Source organism: Pedobacter jeongneungensis (assembly GCF_039538295.1).
GTDB classification, from domain to species: domain Bacteria; phylum Bacteroidota; class Bacteroidia; order Sphingobacteriales; family Sphingobacteriaceae; genus Pedobacter; species Pedobacter jeongneungensis.
Genome location: NZ_BAABBY010000007.1, coordinates 67299 through 89538, shown reverse-complemented (window position 1 = coordinate 89538; position 22240 = coordinate 67299). Strand labels below are relative to the sequence as shown.

Sequence of the window (22240 nt, the reverse complement as noted above, 5' to 3'; positions counted from 1 at the left end):
GAATTAGTTGTTTAAAGTGCCTACATTAATGATATCGGCGAACACACCGGCTGCGGTTACTTCGGCACCTGCGCCAGGACCTTTTACTACCAATGGCCGTGATTTATACCGGTCTGTTGTGAAAGAAATAATATTATCGCTTCCCGATAGCATATAAAAAGGATGATTGTCATCAACCATTTGCAGACTGATTTCCACATTGCCATCTTCTAACTTGCCGATGTAACGTAAAACTTTTCCATCGCTGGCTGCGGTTTGCTTCAAATTCTCAAAGTAGGCCGCATTAGCTTGTAGTTCCGAATAAAAATCTTCTACAGTGGCGGCATTTAAACAGGCTTCCGGTAAAATGTTATCGATTTTTACATCGTTTGCTTCTAAAGGATAACCTGCATCACGGGCGAGGATCAACATTTTACGCATAAAATCCTTTCCATTCAAATCATCACGTGGATCGGGCTCGGTATAACCTAATTCCTGCGCTTCTTTTACCGTTTCGTAAAAACCGGCTTCACCTTTAAAGTTATTGAAGATGTAAGAAATCGTTCCTGATAAAATGGCTTCAATCCGCGCTACCTTATCACCGCTCATCATTAATTCTTTTAGCGTACGTATAATGGGTAAACCTGCGCCTACATTGGTTTCGTAGTAAAAATCGACCCCGAATTTACGTGCGGTATCTTTGAACGATTTATATTGTGCAAAATCTGCAGAGTTCCCTTTTTTATTGCAGGTTACAACCGAAATACTACTCTCAAATATGCCCTGATAAAATTCGATTGGCGCCTCTGCTGCTGTATTATCCACAAAAACGCAATTCGGTAGGTTTAAAGCCTTCATTTTGGCTACAAAAGTTGCTAAATCTGCTGTTTCGCCATTTGCATCTAATTCTTTTTCCCATTTTTCGAGCGATAAACCATCCGCGTTAAAGATCATTTTACGGGTATTACTGATGCCCGCAACCTTAACCTGCAAATCGTTATTGGCCGCTAAGAAAGGCATTTGCTCCTTCAATTGATTGAATAAAGTTTTACCAATGTTTCCTGTGCCTAAGCAAAAAATATTTAATGTTCTTTTCAGGTCAGTAAAGAAAGCATCGTGCACCGCATTAACTGCTTTTGATAAATCGTCTTTACTGATAATCACCGAGATATTATATTCTGACGAACCCTGGGCAATAGCCCTCACGTTAATACCATTACGGCCTAATGCATTAAACAGGCGACCGCTCATGCCGGGAGTGCGTTTCATGTTTTCACCCACAATAGCCAATACCGCCAGGTTATTTTCAACTTCCGGCAATTCCAGTTTTTTTGCATCCAGTTCAAGCTCAAATTCTTTTTTGATTAAAGAAATGGCCTGCGAAGCATCTGTTGGTTTAACCGCAAAGGTAATGCTGTGTTCTGATGAGGATTGGGTAATCAGCACCACATTAATCTGCTCGCGCGATAGGAGCGAGAATAATCGCCCGCTAAAACCGGCCTTACCAACCATACCGCTACCGGTTAAGTTGATAATGCTGATATGATCGATAGAAGAAATTCCTTTTATCGGTAAACTCGAAGCTTTTACATCGCTTTTAATATAGGTTCCCGCAAAGTCAGGCTCGAAAGTATTTTTGATCACAATCGGGATTTTCTTCATAAAAGCCGGAATCATTGTAGGCGGATAAATCACCTTTGCGCCAAAATAGCTCAGTTCCATAGCTTCAGTATAGCTTAATTCAGGCCATGAGAAAGCTTTTTTAACGATCCGCGGATCAGCCGTCATCATGCCGTTTACATCCGTCCAGATTTCTATTTCTTCAGCATTCAAGGCCGCACCCCAAACTGCTGCAGTATAATCAGAACCCCCACGACCTAATGTTGTTACCCTGCCTGCCGCATTGCTGGCAATAAAACCAGTTACAAATAGAACCTTGTCTTTATTTTCCTGGTAAAAATTGTTGATCAGCATTTCAGTCAGCTCCGTATCAACCTTCGCCTGACCGAAGTTGCTGTCGGTTTTAATCAGCTCCGATCCGTTTACATAAAGTGCATCACCCAAACTTTGCGAGGCAATGTGGCTGATCATAAAAGTAGAACAACGTTCTCCATAGCTTACAATCTGGTCTTTCGTTTGTAAACTCAGCTCACGCAAATTGGTAACCGCCTGTAATAAATCTTCAAGCTCATTAAAAAAGATTTTTAAACGTGTAAACACCGGGTTCTGGGCAGCTGCCGGTAAAAGCGAACGGATTACAGCAAAATGTTTTGCCTCAATTTCTTTTAAATGTGCATCATAATCTTCGCCACGCTCGGCCATTTCAGCCATATCCGTTAGCAAATTGGTTACACCGCTCATTGCCGATAATACAACTACCGGACTATTCTTCTGTTTTTCTTCGCCAACCAGGCGTAAGAGGGTTTTAATGTTCTCGGCCGAACCTACGGATGTGCCGCCGAATTTAAGTACTTTCATTAGTCTATTTTGGTTTTAGCTGTTTGTTACTGTCCTCATCTGTGGTTTAAAATGCTCGTTTGTACAGGTTTCATTCAGCATGGGTTTAAAAAAAAAGCGTCCCGACTTTCATCGGGACGCTTTCTGTGTTTTATGTTTTTTCAACTTACAACAAATTAGCCCCGCTGGTTTATACCGGTGGTAATAATAATCGTTGTAATAATTGAAGTGTTAAATTTCATCTTGTCTTCGTGTACTTTGTACACCGTAAAGTAGAAGATTATTTTTTTAAAATGCAAATGTTTTTTCAATTTTATTTCGAAATTTCTATTAAAACGTTTAAGTAAATGAAATAGCCGCATTATTCCCTCCTTTGGAGCGCCTGCTCCGATTTTTTTCGAAGGGTGCTTGCAGGACGGGGTGGTTTTTGTTAATTCGCAAAGACCCTTCAGTATTCCTTCCGATAATGCAGCCCTGCTAACCGCTGTAGTCCCGATGCTGGTAATGTTTTTAAAGGCCAGTGCAATCGGGAGCTGCCGCTTTTATCAGGTTTAATTAACTCCGGCTTGTACTGCTATTTATGTTACCTGCCTTTCCGGCGCCTAATTATTCCCTTCCTTTGGAGCGCCTGCTCCGATTCTTTTCGGAGGGTGCCTGCAGGGCGTGATGGTTTTGATAAACTCAAAAAAGCAGTTGCAGGTTATTACAATTGGAAACAACAAACCTGAATCTAAACATAGCCTCCTCAATCCAATATAGGCCGTGTATTCAGAACAATTTAAATCCACTAAAACCATTTACCTTAATTTACTTAGTGTATATTTTTAAATTTTTTTATATTTAAATTTATAGCTTAATTGATTGATTATTAAATAATTATATCATAGTGTATTTGCTACAATATGTAAAAAATTACGTTTTAAAACTCGTTTTTGTGCTATATAAGTCTTTACCTTTGCTGCACTAACTAACTTATTGTTATGAGCAAAAAGAAACTGCAAGCGCCAGATTTAGGCTACTTAAATCTCGGCGGAAACATTGCTGTAAAGTACCAGTTGTCTCCAGAGGAGTTAATTGATGATGCATTATTAAATAATGAAGGTACTATGGCCGCCTCAGGAGCGCTGGCCATTGATACCGGGAAATTTACCGGACGTTCGCCTAAAGATAGATTTATCGTGTGCGATGATGTAACCGCAGATCAGGTTTGGTGGGGCGATGTAAACATTAAAATAAGTCCCGAAAAATTCGACCAGTTATTTAATAAGCTGACCAGTTATCTTAGCGACAAAACAATTTACGTACGCGATGCTTCAGCTTGTGCCGATCCGGATTATGCGATTTCCATCCGCGCAATTACCGAAACGGCCTACCAGAATCTTTTTGCCCATCATTTATTTATCCGTCCTGATGAAGAGCACTTAATAAGTCAGCCCGAATGGACCATTATTGCCGCTCCGGGTTTTCTGGCCGATCCGGCTGTTGATGGAACCCGTCAGGAAAACTTCTCCATTATCAATTTTACCAAAAAAATGATCCTGATCGGTGGCACAGGTTATACCGGAGAAATTAAAAAAGGAATTTTCTCTGTGCTTAATTTCATCCTTCCGGTATATAATAATACACTTTCTATGCACTGTTCGGCCAATGTGGGTAAAGATGGCGATACCGCCATTTTCTTCGGCCTGTCCGGAACCGGAAAAACTACTTTATCTGCCGATCCTGAACGTGGTTTAATCGGCGATGATGAGCACGGCTGGGGCAACGATTCCGTATTCAACTTCGAAGGTGGCTGTTATGCAAAATGTGTTGATTTAACCGAAGAAAAAGAGCCTCAGATCTTTAAGGCCATAAAATTTGGTTCCTTATTAGAAAATATCAATTTTTTCCCGGGCACAAAAGAGGTTGATTATTCCAATATCGATAAAACAGAGAATACCCGTGTAGCCTATCCGATAGATTATATTGATAATGCCATTCTGCCTTCTGTAGCTGCCGTACCTAAAAATATATTTTTCCTCACTGCCGATGCATTTGGCGTATTGCCACCAATATCCAAACTAAACGTAGAACAGGCCATGTTTCACTTTATGAGCGGCTATACCGCTAAAGTTGCGGGCACAGAAGCCGGTGTTACAGAGCCACAGTTAACCTTTTCGGCATGTTTTGGAAAAGCTTTTCTTCCCTTGCATCCTTCAAAATATGCTGCTTTATTAGGAGAGAAAATGAAAGAGCACCAGGTACACGTTTGGCTGGTAAATACAGGCTGGAGTGGGGGAGCCTATGGCGTTGGTAAAAGGATGAAATTAAGTTATACCCGTGCCATGATTAAAGCGGCTTTAAACGGAGATTTAAATCACCATCATTATAAACAACATCATGTATTTAAATTAATGATGCCGTTAATTTGTCCGGGGGTGCCCGATGATATTTTAGATCCGTCTAAAACATGGAATAATCAGGAAGAATATTTTTTAAAAGCTTATCAGCTGGCAGATGCCTTTGCAGAAAATTTTAAGCAGTTCGAACTGACAAAAGTACCAAAAAGCAGACACGAAGCGTTAAAATTATGTTAAATGCACTTTAAAATGCATTTTTTGAGCGAAAAATTTGCAATTCGATTTTTTTTTAGTTTTTATTGTGAAAGAATTGCCTCGGCTGGGGCAATTTTTTTGTTATACACCCTATGTGGTTTACCGAAACTAAATTCTAAGTAACGATTTAATTGCTTATTGATTTATTAATTTGTAATTTAAAATCAATTTATAAATTTGTTTTTCGCAACAATTTCGGATAAGAAACGTTGAGTGTATTACAATAAGAAAAAACAGCTAAAAATTAAAAACAAGAACTAAAACTAAAATTTCAAAAAAAATGGCAAACGCACCAAAACCAACAACTGTTAAAAAAGAGAGCTCTTCTAGTGCTTCAAACGTATTTGCAACATTCGTTATTCCAATCTGTATCGTTATTGGATTCTGTGTTTGGAGATTCGTATTCGGAGAAGGAAGTAACTTTATCGATGGTGACAGAGAGAAATTACCATTACCTGGTAACTATCTTGGAACAGCTTACAAAGGAGGCCCTATCGTAGCAATCTTAGTTGGATTACTATTAGTGGTAATTGTATTCTCTATCGAACGTTTCATCGTTATTGGTAAAGCAAGTGGAAAATCTAGCTTAGATACTTTCATCCGCAAAGTACAAGGTTTATTAAGCGCAGGTAACATCGAGGCTGCAAAAGCTGAGTGTGATAAACAACAAGGTTCAGTTGCTAACGTAATTAAATCTGGTTTGAAAAAATACAGCGAAGTTGAAGCTGATACCAACATGGATGTTGAGCAATCAATCGTTGCCATCCAAAAAGAGGTTGAAGAAGCTACAGCTTTAGAAATGCCAATGTTAGAGCAAAACTTAACTGTTATTGCAACTTTGGTATCAATCGGTACATTGGTAGGTTTATTGGGTACAGTAACAGGTATGATCCGTGCATTCGCCGGTTTAGCAAACTCTGGTGCTCCAGATCAGTCGGCATTAGCGGTAGGTATCTCTGAGGCACTTATCAACACTGCAACAGGTATCTTGGTATCTACAGTGGCAATTATCATGTACAACGTATTAACTTCTAAAATTGACAAGTTAACTTACGCAATCGATGAGGCTGGTTTCAGCATCGTTCAAACATACGCTAGTTCGCATAAATAAGAATTTTGAAAAAATTTTTACCGGCTTTATGGAAAACCGGAAAAAAGATCATCATTATTAAAAACTAGTAAAAAATATTATGCCTAGAATTAAAGTTAAAAGAACAAGTACAGTAACAGATATGACTGCCATGTGTGATGTGGCATCATTGTTACTTACTTTCTTCATCTTAACTGCTACAGCGAGGCAACCAGAACCACTAGCCGTTTCTACACCTTCCTCAACTTATGAGTTTAAGGTACCGGTAGAAAACAATGCGATTTTAACCATCGGGCAGGGGAAAGTTTTCTTCGAAGTAGCAGGTACAAAAGTAAGAGCGAGAACATTAGAACTGATGGGCGAACAATACAAATTGTCGTTCACTCCTACAGAAATCGCAAGATTCTCCGGGATCTCAAGTTTTGGTGTTCCTATCCAGAGTTTAAAATCGCTTATTGCTATGAACGGTGCTGACCGTATGAAACCAGGGGTTCAACCTGGAATACCTTCAGATTCGACTGACAATCAGTTAAATTCATGGGTTTTAAATGCCCGTAAAGCAACAAAGGAGATTAATAATCAGGATATGCGTATCAGTATTAAAGGTGATGCCAAAGAAGAATATCCGGTAGTTAAAAAGATTATTGATGTACTTCAGAAACAAAGTGTAAACAAGTTTTTATTGGTTACCAACTCTGAAGCTAAAAAGAAATAAGAAATGGCAGAATTAAACACAGGCGGGAAGAAAGCCACCCCAAGGGTTGATATGACTCCGATGGTGGATCTAATGTTTCTTTTGGTAACATTCTTTATCTTAACAACAGTAATCTCTACGCCACAAGCGATGGATATTGCAAAGCCAGATAAAAACGAAAAGTTACCTGAAAACAGATTAGAGCTTAAAGCGAGTAAAACAATGACAATTTTATTGGGTAAAAGCGATAAAGTTGCATGGTACATGGGAGTAGCTGGCGAAAGTGCACCAACGATAGAATCAGGTTCACAAATCGAAGATGCTATTGTTAAAAATAGAAAAGCAGCTGATGCCTCAGGCGTTGCCGGAGACTTTGTTGTACTGGTAAAACCAACATCAGGATCTACATTCCAAAACTTTGTAGATATGATGGATGAGTTGGAAATTCTTAAAGTAAAGGTTCGTCAGATTGATGATGATAATATCCTTGACAATGAGAAACAGTTCATGAAAGAAAAAGGAATTTTATAATCAGTAAAACCAATAGTTATGTCGAAGTTAGATATATTCAGAAAAGAATGGCTTGAAGTGGTTTTTGCCGATAAAAACAAAAACTATGGTGCATACCAATTGCGTAAAACCAATGGTGCCAACACCACTAAAGCCTTAATTATTGGATCTATTATCTTTCTTGTTTTATTTTTCTCTCCAAAAATCTATAGCCTTATCAAAGGTTCAATGGATCAGCAGGAAGATCAGGTAAAAGCACAGGAAGTAATTTTAGCTCCACCACCACCGGTAAACCCGGAAACACCTCCACCGCCACCGGTAGAGCCACCGCCACCAAAGGTTGACCAGGTGAAAATGCCACCTCCAATTGTAAAACCTGATATCGAGGTTCGTGATGAACCACCTACAGTTGAAAAATTGAAAGAAGCTGATCCAGGTCAGAGAGATATCAAAGGTGATCCAACAGCTGATATTGTTATCGCTGAACCGGTAGGTGAAGGACCAAAAAGAGAAGCTGCAGTTGCGGTTGATGATAATAAAGTTTATGACTTTGTTAGTATCGAGAAACAACCAGAATATCCGGGAGGTATTGCAAAATTCTATAAATACTTAGGAGGAGCAATTAAATACCCGCCAATGGCACAAGAAAACAACGTTCAGGGTAAAGTATTTTTATCATTCGTTGTAGAAAAAGATGGTAAATTAACAGATATCCAGGTTACCCGTGGTTTGGGTAGCGGAACTGATGAAGAAGCTATCCGTGTATTAAAAGCTAGTCCACGTTGGAACCCAGGTATTCAAAATGGTAAGCCGGTAAGGGTAAAATACAACATCAACGTTAACTTTACATTGAACTAATAGTAGATGTTAAATTTTGATATTTTTAAGCAAAAATCGCCTAAACAGCGGTTTTTGCTCATTTTAGGCCTTATCATGTTTGTCTTTTATGTGGTATTAGGCTTCGCATTTATATTTTACGAGCCGATTGCACTTCGTTTAAGCACTATTCCGCAATGGGGCCGCATCGCAATGGGTATCTTCTTAATTATTTATGCTTTTGTAAGACTTTTAAGCCTGGGTAGGCGCGACTAATCATTTCAATGAAAAATTTCCTTTTAGTATTTTGTGTATTAGCTTTACTTGTATCCTGCAAACGCAAAAACAAGGCAAATGCAGTTAAAGAAACCAGAACAAGCGGTACCCTAAAAATATTGGTCGATGAAAGTGTTGGACCGATTGTTCAGGACCAGATCGATATTTTTAGTCTGGATTATCCGGATGCAAAATTTCAGGCAACAGTTAAACCTGAAGAAAAATTATTGCCTGCATTTTTAAATGATAGCGTAAGGGTAATTGTTTTACCAAGGTTATTAACCAAAGCAGAAGAAAAATATTATAACCAGCGTAATATTAAAATTAATACTTCACGTTTTGCCATTGATGGTATTGCTTTAATTACCAATCAGGGCAATATTGATAGTACAATTAACGTTAAAGAGGTTATTGATATATTACAGGGAAAAAAATCAGATAAGAAATTGGTCTTTGATAACGCTTATTCAAGTACCTTTCAATATTTTAAAGAACTGGCTCATATCAGTCAGTTTCCAGCTACAGGTGTTTATTCTAAAAATTCGAGCAACGAAGTAATTAAACTTATTGCTGAGGATAAAAATTTTATTGGTATTTTGGGCGTAAATTGGATTACGGGTAAAAATACCGGAGTAAGTGAGTATCTTTCTCAAATAAAGGTATTAGGAGTGAAGAATTTGAAGGGCAGACCTGGCGATGACAAGTTTTATAAGCCAACCCAGGATAATTTGATTAATGGTGTTTATCCTTTCTTGAGAAATATAAATATTATAGATTGTGAAGGAAGAGATGGTTTAGGCACAGGATTTGCAACATGGTTAAGAAGTCAGAGAGGGCAATTGATTGTACTTAAATCTGGACTCGGCCCACACAAATTAATGCCGCGGGAAATTAACCTGACGAAGTAAAATTAAATTAAAAAATTATAAATTGAACCACGAAGTAAATCTAAAGAGACACTTCATTTTTATTAAATAAAAAAAACAGAATATCCGATGAAAATTTTAAAGAAAGCAATAACCTTAAATGTAGGTTTGGTGTTGATGGGTTCTGCAGTTTTTGCTCAAGATTTAAATGACGCGAAAAAAGCCATTGACGCTGAACAGTACCAAAAAGCATCATCAGTGCTTAAATCATTGGTGAGCTCAAAAGCATCAGATGGTAATAATTATTACAATCTTGGTTTGGTTTATTTGAAAACCGGTTATATCGACTCTGCAAGAGCCGTATTTACCAAAGGTGTTACCGCTGATCCTAAAAACAACTTAAACCTGATTGGTTTAGGTGAAGCAGATATGTTGTCGAACAATCCAACTTCTGCAAAAACTAATTTTGATAAAGCTGTAGCTTTGGCCCCAAAAGATTACAAAACTTATTTGTACATCGGTAAAGCTTATTTAGCGCAGGATAAACCAAGTGATGATGTATCTAAACCTGATTTTACCAACGCCTTAGCCAACATTACTAAAGCGGATGAGCTAGATTCGAAAGATAAAGATGCAGAAGTTTTCTTGGCTCTTGGAGATGCATACGCTTTACAAAAGAAAAATTCTGAAGCATTAGGTCCATACATGCGCGTTAGTGATGTTGACCCTAACAACAGAAGGGCTAAAACTCAGATCGGTAAAATGTACAAAGAGTCGAGAGCTTTTCCGGAAGGTGAAAAAGAATTACAGGATGTAATTGCAGCTGATGCAAATTATGGTCCTGCTTACCGCGAGTTAGGTGAGTTATACTTACAGTGGAGTAGCTTTGGTACCGATAAGGAAAAAGCAACAAAAGCAATCGAGAACTACAAAAAATACATGGATTTAACTGATAAATCTTTAGAGTCTCAATTGCGTTATGCTCAGTTCTTATTTTATGCAAAAGATTTCAAAACTTTAGAGCAGGTTGCTACTTCATTACAAGTTCCGGCAAATGATCCTAAAGGGATTGTGGTTTCAAGATTAAAAGGATGGGCAGCTTATGAGAATAAAAATTATCCTCAGGCCTTAACTTATATGACTGAATTTTTTGCCAAAGAAAAAGATAAATCTAAAATTTTAGGTAACGATTATCTGTACTTAGGTAAATCTCAGTTGCAGGCTGGTCAGGATAGTTTAGCTGTAATGAACATCATTGAAGCTGCTAAAATAGATTCTACAAATGCAGATGCATTGGCTGAGGCTGGATTATCTTTAATGAAAGCTAAAAAATATGCTAAATCTGCTGAAATTTTCCAAATGGCTATTAAATATAACCCTAACGGAAAAGGATCACTTACTAACTATTACTATTTAGGTCAAACTAGATTTTATGAAGCTTACATCGCTCAAAAAGAGAAAAAACCATTTAATACTGCAGCTTTAGTTGAAGCAGATTCAGCATTAAGTCATTTAAATAAAGTTTCTCCTGATTTTGCTTTAGGTTATTTTACAAGAGGTAGAATTGCAAATTTGATTGATGATAAAACCAATCCAAAGGGAACTGGCATACCATATTTCGAAAAATATGTTAGTCTGGTAAAACCTGAAGAAGTAGCTAGTAATAAAACTAACTTGTCTGAGTCATACAATAACATTGGTGCCTGGTATTCAGATAAAGACAAAGCTAAAGCAATTGATGCTTTTACCAAAAGTTTGGCTTTAGATCCTGCAGATACTTATGCTGCAGCTAGATTGAAAGAATTACAATCGCCTGCTCCTGCCCCTAAAGCAAAAGCTAAAGGCAAATAATTAAAAAGTTAAATAATTTAGAAAAGGCAGAGTTTGGTTACTCTGCCTTTTTCTTTTACTTTTGCATCACAAAATAAAAATTATGCAAGCGCAAAGTTCCTCTATAGATTTTTTACCAATTATTTTCCAAGTAATTGTTGCTTTAGGTTTTGTGGTAACTACATTGGTTGCTACCCACTTTCTTGGTCCAAAACGTAAAACAAGCGATAAATTAGAAACCTTTGAAGCTGGTGTTAAATCGGTAGGTAATGCCCGTCAGCCCTTTTCTATCAAATATTTTGTTGTAGCCATCTTATTCGTGCTTTTCGATGTGGAGGTAATCTTCATGTATCCCTGGGCAGTTAATTTCCGTGCATTGAAAATGGATGGGATGATCGAAATGTTTATCTTCATGGGTACACTATTGTTGGGTTTTATTTACGTCATCAAGAAAAAAGTGTTAGACTGGAGCTAATTAGTTCTGAATTTCAGTTGACAATTTTCAGTTTTTAGCTCGCATTTTAGAACTTGTAACTGCTGAATGGCGACTGCAAACTGAAATGTGTATCACTTACACTATCTTCAACCCCTTCAAGTTATTTAGAAAGGTTCTAAATCTGGTAAAGCTAGTTTAATTGCCTTTAAAATATTGTAAATTTGTTGCTCATTCTGCAAAGGGATGAGCATTTTTTGTTTATAAACATGAGTGAAATTAATATAGTTGATGCGCCTCCAGGAACCGAAGGACCTGGCTATTTTGCCACTTCTTTAGATAAAGTGATTGGTTTGGCCCGCTCAAATTCATTATGGCCATTGCCTTTCGCAACATCTTGTTGCGGAATTGAGTTTATGGCAACCATGGGTTCTCATTACGATTTAGGTCGTTTCGGAGCAGAACGCTTAAGCTTTTCTCCCCGCCAGGCCGATGTTTTAATGGTTATGGGAACTATCGCTAAAAAGATGGCTCCGGTATTAAAACAAGTTTATATCCAGATGGCAGAGCCACGTTGGGTAATGGCGGTTGGTGCCTGCGCAAGTAGCGGTGGTATTTTTGATACTTATTCGGTATTGCAAGGTATTGATGAGGTGATTCCGGTGGATGTTTATGTTCCGGGTTGTCCGCCAAGACCAGAAGCCATTTTAGATGGTTTTCAGCGTATTCAGGATTTAGTGAAAAATGAATCGGGCAGAAGAAGAAATTCTGATTATTACAAAGAACTTTTAGGTCAATACGGCATTAAATAATGGAAGAAACGACGCTAAATAATGATATCCACGTTAAGCTGACTGAAAAGTTTGGCGAAAAAGTTACTGCCGTTTCTGAACCTTATGGTTTGCTAACCATTGTAACTTATAAAGATGTGATCATCAATGTGCTTTCGCATCTTAAAGAAGAATTAAAATTTAATTTCCTTACTGATATCACCGCTGTTCATTATCCTGGTAAAGATCATGGTATTGCCGTTGTTTATCATCTGCACAACATGGTAGAAAAAGTAAGGGTCAGGATTAAAGTTTTTATTTCTGAACAAAATCCTACTATACCTACCGCTACAACAGTATGGAAAGGTGCCAATTGGATGGAGCGCGAAACTTATGATCTGTTTGGGGTTAAATTTGAGGCGCATCCTGATTTACGCCGTATTTTAAATATGGATGATTTAGGTGTGCACCCGATGTTGAAACAATATCCATTGGAAGATCCGAACAGAGTAGATAAAAAAGACGAATTTTTTGGAAGGTAAACTATGAATCATAACCATCCGGTATTTACAGATAACGATCCGCAAAGTGAGCTGGTAACCTTAAACTTAGGTCCAACACACCCTGCAACCCACGGCGTTTTTCAAAATGTTTTGCAATTAGATGGCGAGCGTATTGTAAGCGGCGTTTCTACTATTGGGTACATTCACCGCGCTTTCGAAAAGATTGCCGAGCACCGCCCATTTTATCAGATTACACCACTAACCGACCGTTTAAATTATTGCTCATCGCCTATTAATAATATGGGCTGGCACATGACGGTTGAAAAGTTGTTGAATATTAAAATGCCAAAACGTGTCGATTATCTCCGGGTAATCGTAATGGAGCTTTCGCGTATTGCCGATCACATTATCTGTAACACGATTATTGGTCAGGATACCGGAGCAACTACCACTTTCTTATACTTATTTCAGTTCCGTGAGCACATTTACGAAATTTTTGAAGAGGTTTGTGGTGCACGTTTAACAACCAATATTGGTCGTATTGGCGGTTTTGAACGAGATTTCAATGATATTGCCTTTGCGAAGATCAATAAGTTTTTAAAAGAATTCCCGGTAGCTTTAAAAGAGTTCGAAAACCTTTTAACACGTAACCGTATTTTTATCGACAGAACGGCTGGAGTTGCAGAAGTGACGAAAGAAACTGCTTTAGAATATAGCTGGACAGGTCCGTTATTACGTGCAACAGGGGTTGATTATGATGTTCGTGTAAGCGATCCCTATTCTTCTTATCAGGATTTTGATTTCGAAGTTCCTGTAGGTACAAGTGGTGATATTTACGACAGGTATCTTGTACGTAACGAAGAAATGTGGCAAAGCGTTCGCATTATTGAGCAGGCACTTGAAAAAATAAAATCAGAACCGAAAGGAATTTTCCACGCTGACGTTCCTGAATTTTACCTTCCTCCAAAACAAGAAGTTTACAACAATATGGAAGCATTGATCTATCACTTCAAAATTGTGATGGGTGAGATTGATGCACCAAAAGCAGAAGTTTATCACGCTGTTGAAGGCGGAAATGGTGAATTGGGTTTCTATCTGATTAATGATGGAGGACGTACACCATATCGTTTACACTTCCGCAGACCAAGTTTTATAAACTACCAGATGTTTGCACCAATGAGCGAGGGCATGTTATTGTCTGACGCCATCATCAACATGAGTAGTATGAATATTATTGCAGGAGAATTAGATGCTTAAAGTAGAAGAACAAACACCTGTAGTGTTTTCATCAGAATTGCTGGCCAAATTTGATGAAGTTAAAAGCCGTTACCCTGAAGGCAAGCACAAATCAGCTTTGTTGCCATTATTACACCTGGTACAGGCAGAATACCTTTGGGTAAGTACACCAGCAATGGATAAGGTTGCCGAATATTTAAATATTCAGCCCATTGAGGTTTATGAGGTAGCTACATTTTACACCATGTACTTTTTAAAGCCACAGGGTAAATATGCTTTAGAGGTTTGCCGTACGGGCCCTTGTTGCCTGGTTGGTGCCGAAAAAATATTAAGCCACCTGGAAAACAAGCTGGGGGTTAAAGAAGGCGAAGTTACTGCTGATGGTTTATTCAGCTTTAGAGGAGTTGAATGTTTAGCTGCCTGTGGTTTCGGCCCGGTATTGCAGATTAGCCCTGAATATACTTTCTACGAAAACCTTACCGAAGCAAGTGTAGATAAATTGATTGAAGATTTGAAAAATAAGTCCTAAGTCGAAAGTCTTAAGTCGAGAGTCGTTTTGACTCATGACTATGGACTACAGACTATAGACTCTAGACTAATTAAAATGTCTCGAAAACTGTTACTTGAGCATATAAACGTACCAGGCATCAACACGCTTGAAGTCTATCGCCAAAAAGGCGGGTATCGTGCTGTGGAAAAAGCCCTGAAAACTTTAACACCTGAAGAGATTGTTGAAGAAGTTAAAAAATCAGGCTTACGCGGTCGCGGGGGTGCGGGTTTCCCAACGGGAATGAAATGGAGCTTTCTGGCCAAACCTGAAGGTGTTGCACGTTATCTGGTGTGTAATGCTGATGAGTCTGAGCCAGGGACTTTTAAAGACCGTTATTTAATGACATACATCCCTCACGCTTTAATTGAGGGAATGATTGTTTCGAGTTTTGCTTTAGGAGCAAAGGTTTCTTATATCTATGTGCGTGGCGAAATGATGCCCCAGATCCGCATTTTAGAAAAAGCAATTGCTGAGGCTAAAGCAGCGGGATGGTTGGGTAAAAACATTTTAGGAACAGGTTACGATTTAGAATTATATGTTCAGCCAGGTGGCGGTGCTTACATATGTGGTGAAGAAACCGCATTGTTAGAATCACTGGAAGGTAAAAGAGGTAATCCACGGATTAAACCACCATTTCCGGCAATTGCAGGTTTATATGGCTGTCCAACGGTGGTAAACAATGTTGAATCGATTGCTGCAGTTGTTCCGATTATCAATGATGGCGGCGATGAATACGCTAAAATAGGTATTGGTAGAAGTACAGGTACAAAATTAATATCTGCATCGGGTAATTTGGTAAAACCGGGTGTGTACGAAATAGAATTAGGCCTGCCAGTAGAAGAATTTATCTACTCGGATGAATATTGTGGTGGTATTGCCAATGGTAAACGCTTAAAAGCGACAGTTGCAGGTGGATCATCTGTACCTATTTTACCCGCTAATTTAACTTTAAAATATGCCAATGGCGAGCCTCGTTTAATGAGTTACGAGTCTTTATCAGAAGGTGGTTTTGCTACTGGTACCATGATGGGTTCAGGTGGTTTTATTGCTTTTGATGAAGATCAGTGTATCGTTAGAAATACCTGGAATTTCGCCCGTTTTTATCACCACGAAAGCTGTGGACAGTGTTCACCTTGCCGTGAAGGTACCGGATGGATGGAAAAAGTGTTGCATAAAATCGAACACGGCCATGGTAAAATGGAAGATGTTGATTTATTGTGGGATATCCAACGTAAAATTGAAGGGAATACAATCTGTCCGCTGGGTGATGCGGCAGCCTGGCCTGTAGCTAGTGCGATACGTCACTTCAGAGATGAATTTGAATGGCACATTAAAGAACCGGTTAAAAGCCAGAGCCAGAATTATGGTATTGCAAATTATGCAACGCCGATTGAAAAAGCTCCGGTAACGGAAGAAAAATAAAAGCGCCTTGGTTCGTGATGCCACGAAACGAAAGCAAGAAATAAAATCCTAAGGTCGCAAATTGCGACCTTAGGATCCATCAAAATTTATAAAAGCGCGTTGGTTCGTGTCGCCACGAAACGAAAGCAAGGAAATAAATCTTAAGGTCACATTTTGTGACCTTAAGAAAGTTTAACTTAACACTAAGAATATGTAAATGAAAGAAGAATTAACATCCGTAATTGTCCCAAACGAAGTAATTATTAATAAAATATATCTTTTCCGGGGAGTTAAGGTGATGTTGGATTCGGATTTGGCAGAACTCTTTGGTGTTGATACTAAACGATTAAAAGAACAGGTTAGAAGAAACATAGAACGCTTCCCGGAGCATTTTATGTTTGAATTAACAAAAGAAGAAAACGAAATTCTAAGGTCACATTTTGTGACCTTAGAACAAGGAAAATACTCAAAGTACCTACCGTTTGCATTTAGTGAACATGGTATTTTGCAACTATCAAATGTTTTAAAAAGTAAGCAGGCGGTAGAAGTAAGTATTAAAATTATTGATGTATTTGTGCAGCTTAGAACAATGGTTTTAAGTAATACAGAGATCAGGTTAGAAGTAGAAAAGATAAAAAAGAAAGTAGATAATCAGGATAAAAACATTGAAGTGATCTTCAGATATTTTGATGAACTATTGGAGCAGAAAGCACAGCCAAGAAAGCAAATTGGCTACAAAATCTCGAAAGAGAAATAATAAATAAAAAGATTGCTTCTAGCCTCGCAATGACGGTTGAAGTAGAAAAAATAAAAAGAATATCATTAACCATGAGTGAAAAAGTTAAGGTTACGATAGATGGGATAACAGTAGAGGTTGATAACGGAACAACCATTCTGAATGCTGCAAGGCAGATCGGAGGGGATATTGTTCCGCCAGCAATGTGCTATTATTCTAAATTGCAAGGCAGTGGCGGTAAATGCCGTACCTGTATTGTAAAAGTGACTAAAGGTTCGGAAAAAGATCCACGCCCTATGCCAAAATTGGTGGCTTCTTGCCGTACCACGGTAATGGACGGGATGGAAGTGCTTAACATTACTTCTCCGGAGGTTTTGGAGGCACGTGCAGGTGTTGTTGAAATTTTGTTGATTAACCACCCCTTAGATTGCCCTGTTTGCGATCAGGCAGGTGAGTGTGATCTTCAGAATTTAGGTTATGAGCATGGCTTGCAAAAAACGCGTTATGAGTTTGAGCGCCGTACTTTCGAACGTATCGATATTGGTGATAAGATTCAGTTGCATATGAACCGTTGCATTTTGTGTTACCGTTGTGTTTTCACTGCCGATCAGATTACCAATAAACGTGTTCATGGTATCTTAAACCGTGGCGATCACTCTGAAATTTCAACGTATATTCAACAAGCTGTTGATAATGATTTCTCTGGAAATGTTATCGATGTTTGTCCTGTTGGTGCCTTAACAGATAAAACTTTCCGTTTTAAAAACCGTGTTTGGTTTACCAAACCAGTTGATGCTCACCGCGATTGCGATCACGAAAAATGCAACGGTAAAGTAACCCTTTGGTATAAAGGCGCAGATGTTTTGCGTGTTACAGCACGTAAAGATCAGTTTGGTGAGGTTGAAGAATTTATCTGTAATACCTGCCGCTTTGATAAAAAAGCAACTGCTGATTGGGTAATCGAACACCCAACCCATATTGATGATACTTCGGTAATTGCATCAAACCACTACGAAACATTAAAACCTTTGCATGTAATTCAGCCAAATGAGGCTTTACAGGCTGCAAATGAAATTGAATTACATAAAACAGTTAAATACTAATGGATAGCGCTTTTGTTATAGAAAAATTTATCCTGGTAGCTGTAATTTTCGGCATCAGTTTAGTTATTGCCATGTATTCTACTTATGCAGAACGTAAAGTAGCTGCATATTTACAAGATCGTTTAGGACCAGATAGAGCCGGCCCCTTTGGTATTTTACAGCCTTTGGCCGATGGTGTAAAGATGTTTATGAAGGAAGAAATTATTCCAACTTCATCTAACCGGTTTTTATTTATCGCAGGTCCTGGTTTGGCACTGCTTTGTGCCTGTATTGGTACAGCTGTTATTCCTTGGGGCAGTCCGGTTTTAATTGCTGGTAAAACAGTTTCTTTACAGGTTGCAGATATCAATGTAGGTGTTTTGTACATCTTTGGTGTAGTTTCTTTAGGTGTTTATGGTGTAATGATCGGTGGATGGGCGTCAAATAACAAATATTCTTTGTTAAGTGCCATCCGTGCAGCTTCACAGAACATCAGTTATGAAATTGCGATGGGATTATCGATCATCGCTTTGCTTTTAATGACCAACACTTTAAGTTTAAGGGAAATCGTTGATCAGCAACATGGCTGGAGATGGAATGTATTATATCAGCCACTTGGATTTCTAATCTTTATGGTTTGTTCTTTCGCCGAAACCAACCGTGCCCCATTCGATTTACCTGAATGTGAAACGGAATTAATCGGTGGTTATCATACAGAATATTCATCAATGAAATTGGGTTTTTACCTGTTTGCGGAATATATTAACATGTTTGTATCCTCAGCAGTAATGGCAGCTTTGTATTGGGGCGGTTATAACTATCCGGGGATGGATTATGTTGCGGCACACTTAGGCCCAACCTGGGCCCCACTGATAGGTACCGGGGTATTCTTTTTGAAAATTGTATTGTTCATCTTTTTCTTTATGTGGGTACGCTGGACAATCCCTCGTTTCCGTTACGATCAGTTGATGAACTTGGGTTGGAAAGGTTTAATACCTTTGGCTATTGCCAATATTATAATAACAGGTGTTGTGATTGCGATTATTGAGAAGTTTTAATTATGGAATCATTAAGTAATAAGAAAAAAGTACTGGAACAAAAGCCGTTGAGCTTTATGGAACGGATGTACCTGCCGGCAATTGTTAAAGGCATGGGCATTACCATCAGTCACTTATTTAAAAAAGAGGCTACAATAAGATATCCTGAGGTAGAACGCGAATTCTCTACAAATTTTAGGGGTATGCACTCGCTTAAACGCGATGAAAACGGAAAAGAACGTTGTACTGCCTGCGGTTTGTGCGCCTTATCTTGTCCTGCAGAGGCCATCACCATGATTGCTGCAGAACGTAAGCCTGAAGAAAAAGATTTATACCGCGAAGAAAAATACGCTGCAACATACGAAATCAACATGTTGCGTTGCATTTTCTGTGGATTATGTGAGGAAGCCTGCCCTAAAGAGGCGATTTACCTGGATGGACCGATTGTTCCGGCCGATTATTTACGTAAAGATTTTATTTACGGAAAAGATAAGCTGGTAGAGGCTCCATTGGAAATGAAAAAATAATTAGATCAGTCCGTCATTGCGAGGAATGAAGCAATCCTAATGCGATAGACGTAAAACTAATAAGATTGCTTCGTGCCTCGCAATGACGGGGAGTATAAAATAACAAATTAATGAGTACACAAGTATTCTATTTCGTAGCCACATTAAGTATCATCTTTTCGCTGCTGGTGATTTTTGCAAAAAATCCGATCCATAGCGTATTGTACTTAATCCTTACCTTTTTCACTTTCACTGTTCATTATGTGTTGTTAAATGCACAGTTTTTGGCAGTAGTAAACTTTATCGTTTACATGGGGGCAATAATGGTACTCTTCCTTTTTGTACTGATGTTGCTTAACCTGAATAATGAAACTGAGCCAAGTAAATCTCCGCTGATTAAAATAGTCGGCGTAATTGCCGGAGGTTGTTTGGTAATAACTTTAATTGGCTCTTTAAAATCGGCCAGCATTAACAGTCCGTTGATTTTGAAAAAACCGGGATTAGGTTTGGTAGAAAATTTAGGTAAAGAGCTTTTTGGGCCATTTTTATTACCATTCGAATTATCATCTCTGTTACTATTGGCAGCAATGGTAGGAGCCGTTTTATTATCTAAAAGAGATGAGGTAGAAGCATAATGGAAAATTTATTCACACAAGCAGCAGGCGTTCCGCTAAACCACTACATCTATTTAAGTGCCATTATTTTTTCTATTGGCGTAATTGGTGTACTTACCCGCAGAAATGCCATCGTAATTTTTATGTCGGTTGAGCTGATGCTTAATGCCGTTAATTTACTTTTAACCGCGTTTTCGGTTCACAGCAACGACCCATCAGGACAGGTTTTCGTATTCTTCATTATGGCTTTGGCAGCTGCAGAGGTTGCAGTAGGCTTAGCCATTATTGTAATGGTTTACCGCAATACGAAATCGATAGATATTAATGTTTTAAATCGCCTTAAGTGGTAAATATATAATAAGAATGACAATAGAACAATTGATTTGGTTGGTTCCGTTACTTCCTTTTTTAGGGTTTGTAATTAATGGACTAGGCAGAAACTCTTTATCTAAAGGACTTGTTGGCATCATCGGGAGTGGGGTAATCCTGGCATCCTTTGTTATCAGCGTAGTTATTTTCTTTAGTTTACAAGGCGACACACAAAAAGCTCACGAAGTATTTTTATTCGATTGGATCAGTGCAGGTACATTGCACATTCCGTTATCTTTTCTGGTAGATCCTTTAAGTTCGATCATGTTGTTGATCATTACCGGAATTGGTTTCCTGATCCATTTATATTCTACCAGTTACATGCACGATGATGCTGGTTTTGGTAAGTTTTTCGCTTACTTGAACTTGTTTGTATTCTTCATGCTATTATTGGTGTTGGGTTCAAACTACATTGTGATGTTTATCGGTTGGGAAGGTGTAGGTTTATGCTCATACCTGTTAATCGGTTTCTGGTTTACCAACAGTGCTTATGCATCAGCTGCTAAAAAAGCTTTTGTAATGAACCGCATCGGTGATTTAGGCTTTTTATTAGGGGTATTCTTAATTTTCACCACTTTTGGCAGTGTAGAGTTTGCTAAAGTTTTCCCTCAGGCAGCCAGCGGTAGCACAGATACCTTGGTTTTAATTACCATTTTATTGTTTATCGGTGCCTGCGGTAAATCGGCACAGTTGCCATTATTTACCTGGTTACCTGATGCAATGGCCGGACCAACGCCTGTTTCAGCTTTAATCCACGCGGCAACCATGGTAACCGCTGGTATTTATATGATTGCCCGTTCGAGCATATTATTCGATCTTGCACCACTTACCCAGCACATTATTGCAATTATTGGAGCAGCAACAGCTTTAATTGCTGCAATTATTGCCCTAACCCAAACTGATATTAAAAAAGTTTTGGCTTATTCAACTGTATCACAATTGGGATATATGTTTTTAGGTCTTGGCGTTGGTGCTTATACGGGTTCATTCTTCCACGTATTAACCCATGCATTTTTTAAAGCATTATTATTCTTAGGCGCTGGTTCGGTTATCCATGCCATGCACCACGAGCAGGATATGCGCCACATGGGGGGCTTGAGGAAAAAACTTCCGGTTACTTTCTTAACCATGATGATCGGTACCATTGCCATTGCAGGTTTACCACCATTCTCTGGTTTCTTCTCTAAAGATGAAATTTTGGCTCACGCTTTCCAGGCTAGCCCGATTTTATGGGGAGTTGGAGTATTAACTGCATTCTTAACGGCATTTTATATGTTCAGAATGATGTTTTTAACTTTCTCCGGAAAATACCGCGGCACACACCACGAAGAAAGCCATGTACACGAATCGCCAACAGCGATGACCTTGCCTTTAATTATTTTAGCAGTTCTTGCCGCAATTGGTGGAGCAATCAACTTCCCGCATATTTTTGGCGGAGGCGAGTGGTTGGCTCATTGGTTATCTGGAGCAGGCGTTGCACAACACGAACTGGATTTAAGCCATTCAACGGAATTAGCTTTAATGGCTACTTCGGTGGTTGCGGCTATCATTGCTTTACTTTATGCCTATGGCCGGTATGTAAAAGGGGCACGCGTTCCTGTTGCTGATGAAGCACCACGTTCTGCACTGGCGAAATTATCATACAATAAATTCTACCTGGATGAAATTTACGATTTCATCATCACAAAACCTTTAGATGCATTATCGAAATTCTTTTACAGGATTATCGATAACAAATTTATCGATGGAATTGTGAACGGATTGGGATGGAGCACAAACGAAGCCAGTAAAGGTGTGCGTTTGTTACAAAGTGGAAACGTAGGTTTCTATATATTTATGATGGTATTCGGTATCATCGCATTGCTTGCATATACATTTTATTACATATAAA

General features: G+C 38.6%; 22 protein-coding genes. 21 read left to right on the top strand and 1 reads right to left on the bottom strand.

Annotation, left to right across the window (positions count from 1 at the left end):
- Nucleotides 1-3: 3 nt before the first annotated feature.
- Entirely contained in the window at nt 4-2457 is a 2454-nt protein-coding gene (thrA, locus tag ABD769_RS14610; protein WP_344852149.1) for a bifunctional aspartate kinase/homoserine dehydrogenase I, read from the bottom strand.
- 959 nt (nt 2458-3416) lie between these two features.
- Here thrA and pckA point away from each other — a divergent pair.
- From pckA to nuoL, 21 genes are all read left to right on the top strand, one after another.
- Nucleotides 3417-5012: a phosphoenolpyruvate carboxykinase (ATP) gene (pckA, locus tag ABD769_RS14605; RefSeq protein ID WP_344852148.1), complete on the top strand. Its 1596-nt coding sequence runs from the start codon at nt 3417-3419 to the stop codon at nt 5010-5012.
- Between the two features lie 298 nt (nt 5013-5310).
- Complete coding sequence (locus ABD769_RS14600) at nt 5311-6141, top strand: MotA/TolQ/ExbB proton channel family protein (RefSeq protein WP_108197404.1); 831 nt, start codon at nt 5311-5313, stop codon at nt 6139-6141.
- Nucleotides 6142-6220: 79 nt separating this feature from the next.
- The gene (locus ABD769_RS14595) at nt 6221-6835 is read left to right on the top strand and encodes a biopolymer transporter ExbD (protein ID WP_344852147.1); all 615 of its coding nucleotides are present in this window, start codon (nt 6221-6223) and stop codon (nt 6833-6835) included.
- A gap of 3 nt (nt 6836-6838) precedes the next feature.
- Nucleotides 6839-7345, top strand: coding sequence for an ExbD/TolR family protein (locus ABD769_RS14590; RefSeq protein ID WP_025146312.1), 507 nt, complete (start codon nt 6839-6841; stop codon nt 7343-7345).
- Nucleotides 7346-7363: 18 nt separating this feature from the next.
- Nucleotides 7364-8182 (top strand): energy transducer TonB, encoded by an 819-nt coding sequence (locus ABD769_RS14585; RefSeq protein WP_344852146.1) that lies wholly within the window; start codon nt 7364-7366, stop codon nt 8180-8182.
- Between the two features lie 6 nt (nt 8183-8188).
- A complete protein-coding gene (locus tag ABD769_RS14580) occupies nt 8189-8416 on the top strand; it encodes a hypothetical protein (RefSeq protein ID WP_344852145.1) in 228 nt (75 codons plus the stop codon).
- 8 nt (nt 8417-8424) lie between these two features.
- Nucleotides 8425-9324 carry a PstS family phosphate ABC transporter substrate-binding protein gene (locus tag ABD769_RS14575; protein ID WP_344852144.1) on the top strand — a complete coding sequence of 300 codons (900 nt, stop codon included), beginning with the start codon at nt 8425-8427 and terminating at the stop codon, nt 9322-9324.
- Nucleotides 9325-9411: 87 nt separating this feature from the next.
- Entirely contained in the window at nt 9412-11133 is a 1722-nt protein-coding gene (locus ABD769_RS14570; protein WP_344852143.1) for a tetratricopeptide repeat protein, read from the top strand.
- An 82-nt stretch (nt 11134-11215) separates the two neighbouring features.
- Complete coding sequence (locus tag ABD769_RS14565) at nt 11216-11587, top strand: NADH-quinone oxidoreductase subunit A (protein WP_344852142.1); 372 nt, start codon at nt 11216-11218, stop codon at nt 11585-11587.
- A 227-nt stretch (nt 11588-11814) separates the two neighbouring features.
- Nucleotides 11815-12357 carry an NADH-quinone oxidoreductase subunit B gene (locus ABD769_RS14560; RefSeq protein WP_039472971.1) on the top strand — a complete coding sequence of 181 codons (543 nt, stop codon included), beginning with the start codon at nt 11815-11817 and terminating at the stop codon, nt 12355-12357.
- The gene (locus tag ABD769_RS14555; protein ID WP_344852141.1) at nt 12357-12857 is read left to right on the top strand and encodes an NADH-quinone oxidoreductase subunit C; all 501 of its coding nucleotides are present in this window, start codon (nt 12357-12359) and stop codon (nt 12855-12857) included. Before ABD769_RS14560 ends, ABD769_RS14555 begins: the two co-directional genes overlap by 1 nt.
- Nucleotides 12858-12860: 3 nt before the next feature.
- Entirely contained in the window at nt 12861-14075 is a 1215-nt protein-coding gene (locus ABD769_RS14550) for an NADH-quinone oxidoreductase subunit D (RefSeq protein WP_344852140.1), read from the top strand.
- A complete protein-coding gene (locus ABD769_RS14545; protein WP_086548873.1) occupies nt 14068-14583 on the top strand; it encodes an NADH-quinone oxidoreductase subunit NuoE family protein in 516 nt (171 codons plus the stop codon). Before ABD769_RS14550 ends, ABD769_RS14545 begins: the two co-directional genes overlap by 8 nt.
- A 75-nt stretch (nt 14584-14658) precedes the next feature.
- Nucleotides 14659-16026, top strand: a complete 1368-nt coding sequence (gene nuoF, locus ABD769_RS14540; RefSeq protein WP_057931423.1) for an NADH-quinone oxidoreductase subunit NuoF — start codon at nt 14659-14661, stop codon at nt 16024-16026.
- Between the two features lie 196 nt (nt 16027-16222).
- Nucleotides 16223-16762, top strand: a complete 540-nt coding sequence (locus ABD769_RS14535; RefSeq protein ID WP_344852139.1) for an ORF6N domain-containing protein — start codon at nt 16223-16225, stop codon at nt 16760-16762.
- A 71-nt stretch (nt 16763-16833) separates the two neighbouring features.
- On the top strand, nt 16834-17844 hold the full coding sequence (locus ABD769_RS14530) for an NADH-quinone oxidoreductase subunit G (protein ID WP_025146330.1): 1011 nt from the start codon (nt 16834-16836) through the stop codon (nt 17842-17844).
- Complete coding sequence (gene nuoH, locus ABD769_RS14525; RefSeq protein WP_344852138.1) at nt 17844-18881, top strand: NADH-quinone oxidoreductase subunit NuoH; 1038 nt, start codon at nt 17844-17846, stop codon at nt 18879-18881. Before ABD769_RS14530 ends, nuoH begins: the two co-directional genes overlap by 1 nt.
- A 2-nt stretch (nt 18882-18883) precedes the next feature.
- Nucleotides 18884-19387, top strand: coding sequence for a NuoI/complex I 23 kDa subunit family protein (locus ABD769_RS14520; protein ID WP_344852137.1), 504 nt, complete (start codon nt 18884-18886; stop codon nt 19385-19387).
- A 110-nt stretch (nt 19388-19497) separates the two neighbouring features.
- A complete protein-coding gene (locus ABD769_RS14515; RefSeq protein ID WP_344852136.1) occupies nt 19498-20001 on the top strand; it encodes an NADH-quinone oxidoreductase subunit J family protein in 504 nt (167 codons plus the stop codon).
- Complete coding sequence (gene nuoK, locus ABD769_RS14510; RefSeq protein ID WP_025146334.1) at nt 20001-20330, top strand: NADH-quinone oxidoreductase subunit NuoK; 330 nt, start codon at nt 20001-20003, stop codon at nt 20328-20330. The genes ABD769_RS14515 and nuoK overlap by 1 nt, the downstream gene beginning before the upstream one ends.
- A gap of 13 nt (nt 20331-20343) precedes the next feature.
- On the top strand, nt 20344-22239 hold the full coding sequence (gene nuoL, locus ABD769_RS14505; protein WP_425568864.1) for an NADH-quinone oxidoreductase subunit L: 1896 nt from the start codon (nt 20344-20346) through the stop codon (nt 22237-22239).
- Nucleotide 22240: the final 1 nt, after the last annotated feature.